The sequence below is a fragment of the Paenibacillus oceani genome, from assembly GCF_014705615.1.
GTDB lineage: Bacteria > Bacillota > Bacilli > Paenibacillales > NBRC-103111 > Paenibacillus_AB > Paenibacillus_AB oceani.
Genome location: NZ_JACXJA010000022.1, coordinates 1 through 11,720, shown reverse-complemented (window position 1 = coordinate 11,720; position 11,720 = coordinate 1). Strand labels below are relative to the sequence as shown.

General features: G+C 56.7%; 11 protein-coding genes. 4 read left to right on the top strand and 7 right to left on the bottom strand.

From position 1 onward, the window contains the following. Positions 1 to 121: 121 nt before the first annotated feature. Complete coding sequence (locus IDH45_RS17115; RefSeq protein WP_190929347.1) at positions 122 to 691, bottom strand: hypothetical protein; 570 nt, start codon at positions 689 to 691, stop codon at positions 122 to 124. A 327-nt stretch (positions 692 to 1,018) separates the two neighbouring features. Here IDH45_RS17115 and IDH45_RS17110 point away from each other — a divergent pair, with 327 nt between their 5' ends. From IDH45_RS17110 to IDH45_RS17100, 3 genes are all read left to right on the top strand, one after another. After that, entirely contained in the window at positions 1,019 to 1,567 is a 549-nt protein-coding gene (locus IDH45_RS17110) for a TetR/AcrR family transcriptional regulator (protein ID WP_190929346.1), read from the top strand. Between the two features lie 54 nt (positions 1,568 to 1,621). Then, entirely contained in the window at positions 1,622 to 1,942 is a 321-nt protein-coding gene (gene sugE, locus IDH45_RS17105) for a quaternary ammonium compound efflux SMR transporter SugE (protein WP_190929345.1), read from the top strand. Positions 1,943 to 2,005: 63 nt separating this feature from the next. Further along, the gene (locus IDH45_RS17100) at positions 2,006 to 2,584 is read left to right on the top strand and encodes a hypothetical protein (protein WP_190929344.1); all 579 of its coding nucleotides are present in this window, start codon (positions 2,006 to 2,008) and stop codon (positions 2,582 to 2,584) included. A gap of 187 nt (positions 2,585 to 2,771) precedes the next feature. Here the strand turns inward: IDH45_RS17100 and IDH45_RS17095 are convergent, their stop codons facing one another. After that, complete coding sequence (locus IDH45_RS17095; RefSeq protein WP_190929343.1) at positions 2,772 to 3,899, bottom strand: SGNH/GDSL hydrolase family protein; 1,128 nt, start codon at positions 3,897 to 3,899, stop codon at positions 2,772 to 2,774. 114 nt (positions 3,900 to 4,013) lie between these two features. Beyond that, the gene (locus tag IDH45_RS17090) at positions 4,014 to 5,333 is read right to left on the bottom strand and encodes an AGE family epimerase/isomerase (RefSeq protein ID WP_190929342.1); all 1,320 of its coding nucleotides are present in this window, start codon (positions 5,331 to 5,333) and stop codon (positions 4,014 to 4,016) included. Positions 5,334 to 5,562: 229 nt separating this feature from the next. Between IDH45_RS17090 and IDH45_RS17085 the strand changes: the two genes are divergently transcribed. Continuing rightward, the gene (locus IDH45_RS17085) at positions 5,563 to 6,450 is read left to right on the top strand and encodes a hypothetical protein (RefSeq protein WP_190929341.1); all 888 of its coding nucleotides are present in this window, start codon (positions 5,563 to 5,565) and stop codon (positions 6,448 to 6,450) included. 141 nt (positions 6,451 to 6,591) lie between these two features. Here the strand turns inward: IDH45_RS17085 and IDH45_RS17080 are convergent, their stop codons facing one another. The 4 genes from IDH45_RS17080 to IDH45_RS17065 all read right to left on the bottom strand — a co-directional run bounded on the left by IDH45_RS17080 (position 6,592) and on the right by IDH45_RS17065 (position 11,541). Further along, on the bottom strand, positions 6,592 to 7,725 hold the full coding sequence (locus IDH45_RS17080) for a serine hydrolase domain-containing protein (RefSeq protein ID WP_223836742.1): 1,134 nt from the start codon (positions 7,723 to 7,725) through the stop codon (positions 6,592 to 6,594). A 66-nt stretch (positions 7,726 to 7,791) separates the two neighbouring features. After that, complete coding sequence (locus IDH45_RS17075) at positions 7,792 to 8,982, bottom strand: anhydro-N-acetylmuramic acid kinase (RefSeq protein WP_190929340.1); 1,191 nt, start codon at positions 8,980 to 8,982, stop codon at positions 7,792 to 7,794. Further along, positions 8,979 to 10,697 (bottom strand): beta-N-acetylhexosaminidase, encoded by a 1,719-nt coding sequence (gene nagZ / locus IDH45_RS17070; protein ID WP_317891227.1) that lies wholly within the window; start codon positions 10,695 to 10,697, stop codon positions 8,979 to 8,981. The genes IDH45_RS17075 and nagZ overlap by 4 nt, the downstream gene beginning before the upstream one ends. A gap of 109 nt (positions 10,698 to 10,806) precedes the next feature. After that, positions 10,807 to 11,541 (bottom strand): DUF2189 domain-containing protein, encoded by a 735-nt coding sequence (locus IDH45_RS17065; RefSeq protein WP_190929339.1) that lies wholly within the window; start codon positions 11,539 to 11,541, stop codon positions 10,807 to 10,809. Positions 11,542 to 11,720 lie beyond the last annotated feature (179 nt).

The following is an 11,720-nucleotide window of genomic DNA, read 5'->3' as shown; positions in this document are numbered from 1 at the left end:
TCAACTCCAGTCTTAAACTTGGAGAATCGCTGTTCGGATTTCGTACTAACCAGTGGTAGATCCATACTTCGTTAGGGGGTTGACTCTAATCCCAAAACGACATTTAAAAGCCGCCGCTGAATTACGTCTGAGGCGGCTTGCTTCTCCGGCTCCGTCGTATGCTGTACCAGACTCCGGTCAGTACCAGCAGCAGGGAACCGGCTCCGACCGCCGCGTACTGCCCCGGCTGCTTCCCCGTAGGCGGAACCGCTTGGCTATCTTTCACAACCTTCTCTTCCCCGGCTTCAAGCGGATGATCCTGCAGAAATTGATTGTACGTTTCGGTGTACGGATGTTCCGTGGAATTCGTTCCCCGATAACTTTCAGTTACCCGATTGTTTTGAATGACCGCGATATTGTTGCTGTCCGAGGTGAAAGAAAGCTCCCCGTTATTCACCTGCAGCAATACCATCACTTCGGTTCCGACGGGCGGGATCGCCTGAATGACGGCTCCTGTTGTATAAATAAACTCTTTTACAGCCACACCGCTGCGGCGGAACGGCTCCATGTCGAAAGACTCTGGTTGCTTCAGCACCCGATGAATACGGATGACGGCTTCCTGTACTTCCTGCTTTTCTTGGGCGGGCTGTAATTGCTCCACTTTGCCCGTGACGATCACATCCGACTTTTCGATCATTTGGGCCGGCGGCAAAATAAGGAGCTTCGCATCAGCTCGAGGTGGAAACCATAAGCTAAAAACGAGCAAGAGAGAAAAAAACGGCATAAGGCAGCGGATCGGACGCATAGACTCCCCTCCATTTCCCGATAATAGCTGCATGCTTATAAGACGAAGGAATCCTCAATAGGTTGCAGGTCAAGGAGGATTTACAGGGCGGATAAGGACTGCCGCGCAAATTCGGAGCTTGCGAATCCAGGACGGGTCTGCTATCATGAGTATCGTTGATCACCTAACTATCGTTAGTTAGAAGAACGGAAGGAGCGATCGTTTATAACCGCTACCGCTATTAAATCCGCCGCGTTGAAACTGTTTTCCGCACACGGCTATGAAGGGACGCCTTTATCCGCGATCGCCAAAGAAGTCGGGATTAAAACTCCGTCGCTGTACGCGCATTTCGAGAGCAAGGAGAAGCTTTATTTTGCCGTCTACGAAGAGGTACAGGCCGAGCACGTCCGCAGGCTGGAAGCGTTGATCGAATCCGTCCGGGAGGAAGATACCGGGACGAAGCTGTATACGATATTGTCGGAGACGTGCCGCAATTACTTGCTCGATGAGGAAAAGGCGGCGTTTCTGAAACGGGCGATGCTGTTCCCTCCTTCCTCCTTGCAGGACGAGCTGCAGCAGCGGTTTATGGAGGCGGAGAAGAGGCAAACCGCCGTCTACCGCGGCATTTTCGAAGCGGCTATCGAGGAAGGATCGATCGCGGACCGGGATGCGGACGACTTGCTCGCCGCTTATTACTGCCTGCTGGACGGATCGTTCGTGCAGATGTTTTATTACGGCCCCGTTCAATTCCAACAACGGTTGCGTTCCGTCTGGTCGATATTTTGGGAAGGAATCACCCGCTGAAGCTTCGATCAGAAGATTATCTTACAACTAGAGAACGGAAGTGGAGTGGGAGACATGGCTTGGTTTTATTTGGTGATTGCCGGTTTATTTGAAGTGGTATGGGCTTTCGGCCTGAAATATTCGCACGGGTTTACGAGAATCGGCCCGAGCGTCATCACGGTCGCGGGGATGGCCGTCAGCTTCTTTTTCCTGTCGCTTGCGCTGAAGTCGCTGCCGATCGGTACGGCCTACGCTATCTGGACGGGAATCGGGGCGCTGGGCACCGTCATCGTCGGGATGATCCTGTTCGGCGAACCGAGAGAATGGACGAGAATCTTGTTCCTGCTGTTTATCGTGACAGGCATCGTCGGTCTGAAAGTAACGTCCGGGGAGTAATCCGAATCAACAGGCCTCATACTAAGGGTAGCTTACTCTTCTGGCGAAAAGGGAGGAACGAGAATGGATCGAACCGGAATCCAGGTGCCGTTCGGCTACGAACCGCCTGAGGAGACGTCAAAAGGCACGCTGCTGATCTACGACAGCTTCGACCTTGGCGACGATGAAGGCAGCCCGTCGTCCGTCGCCAGCGATTGGCTGGACCGGCAAGGACTTGCCGAGCTCGCCGGATGGGCCGAGCGCCGGTTTATTTCACGCGTGGTTTGGTACGTGCCCCATGAGGAGACGCTGAAACGGATGGGCGTCCGGTTCCCGGCGCCGATGTACAAGCGCGAGGAGGCGCTTCGCGAAGCAGCCGATTCGATCCGCTCGGGAGTCCGAACCGAGATCGACACGTGGGAGCGGAAGCGCAAAAAGTATACGCCGATGGACACCGCGCTGCGTTATATGGAGGAGCGGTACAAAGGACCTTACTTCCTCGGCTTGTCGGAAGGAACCGCGAACCGGTTTGCCTCTTATCAAGGCTTCGAGGAGTGGATCCGCAAAATCCGGCTCGTCGTCGCCGCAGGCCCCGAGTTCCAGCCGCATCCTCATCTCGGCAAGCATGCCGCGCGCTGGAATGCCGCAACTAAGCGCGAATAGAAAAACAGCCGCTTGGGACCTGGTGCCAGGTCAGACCTTACGTGCTGCGCCTGAATGGGCTCCGGTTATCCGTCAGTCCCTTTCCAGCACAAGCACAAAATAAGCCCTGACTGGGTACGGCTCCTTGCGGCTGTTTCCGAATCCAGCAATTGTGTGATTCAATCACGCATCGTACGCAGATTGCGAATTACGGTTGCCGGCTAAAACCGAGCAGCTCCTGAAGCACAGGCGTAAGCGTATCGGCCATCCGCAGGAAGCCGAGATCGGTCGGGTGCACCCCGTCCACCGTACACTCGTAGTAGCTGTCCGTGCCGAGAAGCGCCGTGCCGTCAAAAAAGTGAATGTTGGCGTCCCCTTGCCGGCGGTACGATTCAACCGTCTCCATCTCGATCTGCATCATGTCCATTCTTTTCTGGAGCAGCGCCGGCTCGAACCGCTCGCGGCCGAACTGGATTTTGGACAGCACCAATATCGGCACGTCCGGATGAGCCTCGCGGTAAATCCGGATAAACTCAGGAAGCGTCTTGCGCATCAAGTCCAATTCGCCCGCATTGGCTTCGTAATCAAGCACGAGCAGGGCCGGATCGCTGATCTCGCTCAAGACGCGGGCGACTTCCGGGTCACCGCGGCCGTTACCCGAGAAACCTTCGTTAATAAATTCCATCGGAATTCTGCGGCTCAAAATGTTCGTATACGCCATCCCCGGACGGGTAGCGCAGCCACCCTGCGTAATCGAAGTTCCGTAAATGATCACCTTACGGTTATTCGCATAAGGCGCTGGCGCAATCACTTCCGCCCCCGGATCGATCCCGATTTCGACTTCCTCGACCCCTTGATACAGCGGGAAGTTCAGCGTTACGCTGCGTAGTTCCTTTTGCGGGAACTCGTACATCATTACTTCATATTCCAATTTCGTATGATCGTATCGGGATATGCTGTAAAAGTGCTGATCGCCCGTCTCGCCAAAGTATAAGTCGAATCCGCATTGGCCGGTGGACGGCATATGGTACATATTCGCCTTGCCCGACAGCTTGACGCGGATCGCCAGTCGGGCCGAGTCCGTCCGGAACGCGATCTGGCCTCCGGCCGTCGATTTCGACAACTGCTGAACCTCCGGGCGAATCGGATAATTCGGTTGTACCGGCAGTCTCCGGTACACTTGATCCTGCTCAAACCAGGGAAAGCCGGATAAGCGAAACGGCTTCTCCTTGGGTGACATCCAGATCATCCCCAGATTCCCCGTCTGCTCCAGCGTCATATTAGGGTCCAGCTTTTGCGCATCCACCTGATTCGTTTGCTTCGTTTGCTCCGCCATCGGTATGCGGCCTCCTTCTAACCGGATTTGCTCCGGTAATCCTTTTCTTCCCGATTTTACCACAGCCTGTCCAGGAAGTACCGTTGGGAAATATAAAAATTTTTACGGATTTCCCTACTTCTCCGCGCCCCTCATTCCGTGAAGCAGTTCGATGATATAGACGACGTTCCGGATGATATGATACGGATCCTTGACTGGCAAAGCGACGACTTTGTCGATCGGCTCGCCGCCGCGCTTGCGGATCTGAATCCACTCACCCACGCTTTCGTCCGGGTTCGGAAACGTCCGGAACGTATAATCGTGAAGCCGGTTGTAATCGCGCAGAAAATCGTCGTCGCGCGTTAAGCTGTAACCGAGCAGCGTCGTATAGAGCGCTTCGGAATGCGGCCACCACAGCTTGTTGTCCCAGTTTTGCCGGATTTGGCCGGCCATCGCCGTATGCTCGATCCCGCTTAGGTCGCCGTGCGGCTGACCTCCGTCCTCATCGACGAAAAGAAAAAGTCCGCTGTATTCGGAATCCCAGCCCAGCTCCACCATTTTTTTCGTCGTGCGCAGCGCTTTCGGGATATAAGCGTCCAGTCCGAGCTTGCGGGCCGCATGGATGACGAACCACATATCTTCGATCGTATGACCGGGATTGCAGTACCGGCCCAGCAGCGAGTCGACCCGGCTGTTGTCCGCCGCCAGCATCTCATTCAGCACACCGTCTTCGCGCATAAAATGATTCGTAATTTCATGGAGGAACATCTTCATATTGTCGCGCAAATGTTCCAGCCGCCCACTGCCCGCCTGATCTGCAGCCGCAGCCGGAAGCGACTCCTCCGCCTCTAGCAGCTCTTGCGTCACGTTCAGCAAGATCATCGGAATGTTATGGGACTTATAGCCCTCCGGAGTCGGGTACGGAGCCATCTGATAATCGCCGCTGCGGAATCTCTCCATGACGGACCCGTACAACGTGCGGGCGAATTCGAGACTTGCGGCGTCCCCCGACTCCGCTGCGTATTTGGACAACCCCGCAATGACGAAACAATCGGCAAATATGCTGGAGTCGTAACGGTCACCCGTAGCGTTCCGCTTCGGATTGCCTTTCTTGTCCATCACAAACGTACAATTCCCGTTCTCCAGCAGACAGTGGTTCATCAGAAACCGCGCGCCTTGTCCCGCCAGCTCCAGAAACCGGCTCCGCTCTTCCCTGCTGAACGTATCTGTAGTCATCGAAGCAAGCTTCGCGTACATCCAGACGAACCGGCCCTGCGACCACGTATACTTGTCCGTCGAGACGAGGGTCGCCCCCGTGTTGTCGTAACAGTTGAAGTAGCCCCCGTCCTCCTCATCAGTAGAACGCAGCCAGAACGGCAGCAGCACCCGTTTCAGATGATCCTCATAGAAATCGTACAACTCTTGCAAGTTTCCGGCACTATACGATACGGTCATCTCTGCTCACCCAAACCCTTTCCCTGCAAGTTTCACTTCGTCTACTAGTCAAACTATCATATAACGCTTCGTTATACAACGGCATGTTCTTTGCCGGAAGCTTACCCGTACCCAAAGATCAGGAGTATACCGGAAAACCGATGTCAGATGTTAAATACTAGTAGAAACGGCCCAGGGCTTGCCCTATAATCAACATGAATTAGTTCATATCTACTAGGAGTGTGAGAAAATGAAAAAAGCACTAAAATCCGTAATTGCTGCTTTATTTTTGGTTTGTTCGATGATGGTTGTATCGGCCACCGCTTTCGCCGATGCGGTTCTCGACTTCGAAGTAACGGAAGTCGGTTACGAAAACGGAGTATTGAAGGCTACAGGAGTCTTTACAAACAGCGGGGATAGAGCGATTGAGAAAGTTAACAAAGTGGATGTAAAAATCTTTTTGTACAACGACGACGGCGATTCGAAGGAAGTAGCCAACCACTTCTTCACGGACTTGGCCGTGCAGCTGGCGCCAGGCGAGTCGATCGAATATACGCTGGAATTCCCTGACGTAGCGGAGTATGAGGATGCGACGCAGTGGAGCGCCGAGGAAGGCGACTGGGAGTTCACCTATCTGGATGAAGCGGTAGAAGAAGTCGTCGTGTATGAGGAAGAAGTTGTTTATGAGGAAGAAGTTGTTTATGAGGAAGAAGTTGTTTATGAGGAAGAAGTCGTTGTCTACGAAGAAGAAGTCGTTTACGAGGAAGAAGCCGTTGCCGTGTATGAGGACGAAGCGGTGTACGAAGAAGCGGCCGTTGAGGACGAAGCGGCTATGCTCGACTTCCAGATTACGAGCGTTTACTTTGAGGACGGCAAGTTGATCGCCACCGGCAAATTCATCAACACCGGCTCCAAAAATATCGAAACCGTTGAAAACGTATATGTGAAAATTTGGCTGTACAACGAGGCCGGCGATTCCGAGCAAGCAGCGGATCATGTATTTAGCGGCTTATCCGTTCATCTGATGCCGGGCGAAGAGATCGAATATACGCTGGAGTTCGCCGGCGTACCTGAATATACAGACGCTACGGCGTGGGACGCTTCCGAGGAAGAGTGGACGTATACGTACTTCGAGTAAGTCCAAGCACCGGATAAACGTTGACTTCGCGAAAAGGCTGTTCTGAGCTTGTTATCCGGCTCGGGACGGCCTCTTCTGCTGGAAGCGGCAGCAAAAAAGACAGCCCTGCTCTTACAGCTTGGCTGTCCCGATAGAATTGCCTTACTCCGAACAAGCGGCGGCAACCGCATTGTGAAACAAATGTCTGAGCCGGACGACCGACCTCTCCCTGCCGTAATACACCCGGTTCGTCAGCAAAATGGCGAAGCAGTCCTCCGCCGGATCGATCGTCAGACTCGTTCCGGTAAATCCGGTATGTCCAAAGGTCGCCGGCGACATCAGATCGCCGGAAGCGTCCATCGAGTCGCCCTTCAGCACCCAGCCGAGCCCCCGGTTCGCCGGCACATTCCCGGTCTGGGTACGCGTTGCCGCTTCCACCGAAGCGCGGCTGAGCAGCCGTCCCTTCTCGCCGATCCGCCCCTTCGCCAGCCACATAGCCGCATACTTCGCCAAGTCCGCGGCAGTCGAGAACAGCCCGGCATGACCGCTGATCCCTCCGAGCGCGCCTGCATTCTCGTCGTGCACTTCCCCCCACTTGTGCCGGCTCAGCTCCTGACTGTATTCCGTAGCAGCTATGCGGGGAAGCCGGTCCGCCGTAGGCGCGTAAAATGTATCGTTCATGCCCAGCGGTTGAAATACATATCGCTGCGCCGCGGTATCCAGCCGTTCCTCCAGCAAAGTCTGAACGATCTCTCCGAGTGTAATGTAACCAAGATCGCTGTACACGACTTTCGTCCCCGGCTCGTATTCGAGAGGCCTTGAGAAAATGTGCGCTTTGATCTCTTCCGGCGACCAGCCATGTGAATATAAGTTCGTATGAGCGATAAGTCCTGATGTATGAGTGAGCAATTGCTTGACGGTAACCGCGTCTTTGCCTTCTGCAGCGAAGGCGGGAATATACTGCTTGACCGGGTCCCCGAGGCGCAACCGGCCGCGTTCGACCAGCAGCAGCACAAGCGGGAGCAGCGCGACAACCTTCGTTAAAGACGCGCAGTCGAATATCGTATCGCTACGGACCGGCAAGACAGCTTCGCCGCCCGGCGCCGCCAGATGGGCGGAGCCGCATGTATGCATCACCTGTGTGGCGCCGCTGCGTCCGACAGCGGCGACTGCGCCCGGCGTATCTCCGCGTGCCACCGCTTCATCCACCAGCCGGAAAGCATCGGCGATTCTGTCCGGATTCATCGAAGCTATGGAATGCGGGGGCAGATCGTTTCCGTTCGTTTGATCCATCATCACTTATCGCTCCTTTATAGCGGGGGCGCCCTGCCCGTAAGCCGCGCACGGCCGCCCGATCGTTATTCAGCCCGGCAGCGCCAGCTTGCCCATAATCGTCTGTACCGGCGCTCCGGTTGCCGACGGCAAATTGTTCGGAATCCCGAACAGGAAATTGTTCGCGAACACCGCAAACGCCACCGCTTCCTTCGCATCGCTGGATATACCCAGCGCGTCCGACGTCGTTACCGACAGGCCGGGCAGCAGACCGGCCAGCATCGCCATCAGCGTCCGGTTGTGCGCTCCGCCCCCGGACACGATCACTTCGGATGCGGGGCACGCCGGCAAGACGAACTCCCGGTAGCCTTGCGCGATCGAATGAGCGGTGAACGCCGTAAACGTGGCGACGATATCCGCATCGCCGAGCCCTTGGCGGCTCATCCGTTCCATCCATTGCTGTGCATACGCTTTGCCGAACAGCTCGCGGCCTGTCGTCTTAGGCGGCTGCATGGCGAAGTACGGGTGGCTCATCATCTCCGCGACGATGGCGGCGTCGGCCTTCCCTTGCGCCGCCCATTCGCCGCCGGCGTCATAGCTTTTCTCCCCGCCGGACAGCGTGTGCACGGCCTGATCGATCAGCATATTGCCCGGTCCGGTGTCGAATGCGATCACCTGCTCCGGCTGTCCGCCGGCCGGAATGCCCGCACAGTTGCCGATCCCGCCGATATTTTGCACGATCCGGCCCTTCGCTTCGTCACGGAACAAGATAAAATCGGCATAAGGCACGAGCGGAGCGCCTTGACCACCGACAGCCATGTCTGCGGTGCGGTAATCGCCGATGACCGGCTTCCCCGCCCGTTTGGCGATTACGGAAATATCGCCGATTTGCAGCGTCGACCGGACGAGCGACCAGTCCTGTTCGTCGGCTACCGGGATATGCCATACCGTCTGTCCGTGCGAGCTGATCAGGTCAATCTCGTCCATCGGCAGCCCGGCTTCGGTGGCAGCCCGGATCGCGGCTTCGGCCAGCACATCGGCCATATAGAAGTTCATGCCGCACACTTTGGCGACATCGGAGTAGTCGACGCTGCACAGCTCCTTCAGCTTTTCCCGCAGCTTGTCGTCATAAGGAACTGCCGTATACCCGACCAGCTCCGCCTTCGTCTGCAGCCCCTTGCCTTCCACTCGCACGATTGCGGCGTCGACGCCGTCCAGCGACGTGCCGGACATCAATCCCACGATGAGCCGGCTCGATTTGTTCGTCAGCTCTCCGATCATTTCGAGTTCCTCCTCCAGCCTGCCGGATCATCCGGATGAATCGTAACCGGTGTACGGCCTGTAGCCTTTATCGTTCCGGCCAGCACTTTGGCGGCCGATTGCAGCGCCAGCGGGCGCGATTCGTAAGCCGCGACATAAGCCGGCACGTCCGGAAACGCCGCGATATCGTAAGGGTTGCGCAGCGCTACAACGATCGGCTGTCTGTCCGCATCGATCATCGCCCGTACAAGTGCGGCCTGCTCCGGCCGCAGCGATGCATTGTACGTCCCGACGACCACTTGCGCGAACGATCCGGCCAGCGCCGCGAGCTCAGCTAGCGACGAACCGACCTCTTCCAGCAGCACGCTGCGTTCTTCGACATCCAATCCTTGCGTGGCCAGCGCCTGACCGAGCGTTACCGGCAGATCGACCGATTCGTCCACCTCCGACACGGCGGCGGCCAGCACACTGATGACGAGCGTACGCTCTCCCCGGCGCAGCGGAATCAATCCCGCTTCGTCCTTGATCAGCGTCATGCTCGCTTCGCTGATCCGCTGCGCGGTCTCCAGATGCGTGCGGCTGCCGACGGATTGGAAAGCCTCGCCCGCGTAATACGCGTTGTCCGCGGCTGTTACTACCGACTCCGCGGTAATACCGCGCTTCGCTTTCATCGCGAGCAGGCGGCGGGCCGATTCGGCGATACGCGCTTCGCTAATCCGCCCCGACTCTACGGCGGCGACCAGCGCTTCGATCGCTCCCTCCTGCAAATCGTGGCGATGGCTGATCAGCACGCAGTCCGCGCCCGCTTCTACCGCCATAACAGCCGCATCCACGGTGCCGTAATGGTCGGCGATCGCTTTCATCTCCATACAGTCGGTCATAATGACGCCCTCGAACCCGAGCTCCTCACGCAGCAACCGGGTGAGCACGTTGTACGACAGCGTAACCGGCAGCTTCTGCGTCTCGAACGACGGGAAATAAATATGCGACGACATAATCGCGTCGATACCGGCCGCAATCGCCCGGCGAAACGGCACCAGCTCCACTTCGTTGATCCGCTCCCGCGAATGCCCAACCGTCGGCAGATCCAGATGCGAGTCGACATTCGTGTCCCCGTGACCCGGAAAATGTTTGGCCGTTGCCGTTACGCCCGCCTCCTGCAAGCCGCGGACAGCCATGGCGCCGTACTCGGCCACAAGCTCCGGCGACTCGCCGTACGAGCGGACGCCGATAACCGGGTTCGCCGGGTTGACGTTCACATCGAGCACCGGCGCATAGTTCAGATTCACGCCCAGCGCAAGCAGCTCCTCGGCGGTAATCCGCGCGGCTTCGTAAGCGTTCTGCGGCTCTCCGCCTGCTGCTATCGCCATATTGCCCGGCATCAGCGCGACACCTTCGGTCAGCCGGGCGACCATGCCGCCCTCCTGATCGATCGCGATCGTCAGCGGAGGCTGACCGGATTCCAGGGCGATCCGCTGAAATTCGGCGTTCATCGCCGCCACTTGACGGGTATCCCGCACATTGCGGGCGAACAAAATGATTCCGCCGATATAACGGTCCCGGATCATCCGCTCGATATCCGCTCCGGGCTCATATCCGTGGAAGCCGCAATGTATCATCTGCCCGATCTTTTGGCGCAGCGTCATGGCCGAGACAGCCGCCTCGACCCGCGAAGTTTCCGTTTCTCTATGCTCCGCGGCGCCGCGCTCCGGCGCACGTTTCGTATTCGTGTTCAACGTATGTCTCCTCCTGTTTCCGATGCATCACGTTTCTCTCTATAGAAGGGGTATGAACATCCGCTCCATTCCGATAACAAGCAGATGTTCCGTCCAACTTCTCTATTTGTCATTGTCCGGGAAACGACATGGCGTCAAGCCGCTCTCCCGCGCGGTGAGGCAAGCCGGCATAGTCTTCCGTTTTGCCGTTTTCGCCTTCGTCCTCCTCCGGCTTCGCCAGCAAGTTGGCCGTCACCAGATTCGAATAGATCGCATACATCCCCAAATAAAGCGCGGCAAACCCGATCACGGTCAACCCGAGCAGCACCGTGACGCTGAGCAGTTGAACAAACGCTCCGACCGTGTAGCCCGGATGGGCCAGAAACAGCTTGACGCTCCGCCCCATCGCCGTAAATACGCCCAGCCCCTGCTGCACGATCAGCGGCAGCGCATACAGCTGCGAGACGAGCACCATGGCCACGAAGTACGTCTGGAACACGGCAAGCGCAAAATAAAGCATGCCTGGCTTGCCGCCGTAATACCACCAGGTCGAGACGATGATGAGGATAAAGATCGAGGTAGCGAAGGCGATGACGAACGAGGGCAGGATGAACTTCCAGGCGCCGGCGAACAGCGCGGACACCTTCGGCCGCTCCCCCTTCATCATCCGGTGGGTGGCATGCAGCGCTCCGGCGCATAGCGGAACGATAACGAACGGCAGCACGAACAACGAGATGCCGACCGGTAAAAAAAAGACGAACGGAACGAGCACAAGCGCCCCCATGATACTGAACAGGGCAACGGAAATAATGTCCTGGTAGATCCGTTTCCCCGATTGGATGACAATCTCGCTCAATTTGCGCATCTCGATTCCTCCTTGAACCTGTATACTTGCTTCCGATGAAACCGGTTGCCCGTTCTTACACCCGGATGACCGAAAATAAGAGTGGAGATCCGTAACTACTTAGGTACCTCAAAAAAGATGGTTTGAATGATGGGAAATTTGTGTAATGAAAAGTAATGGAACTATTTTTTAATAGGAGC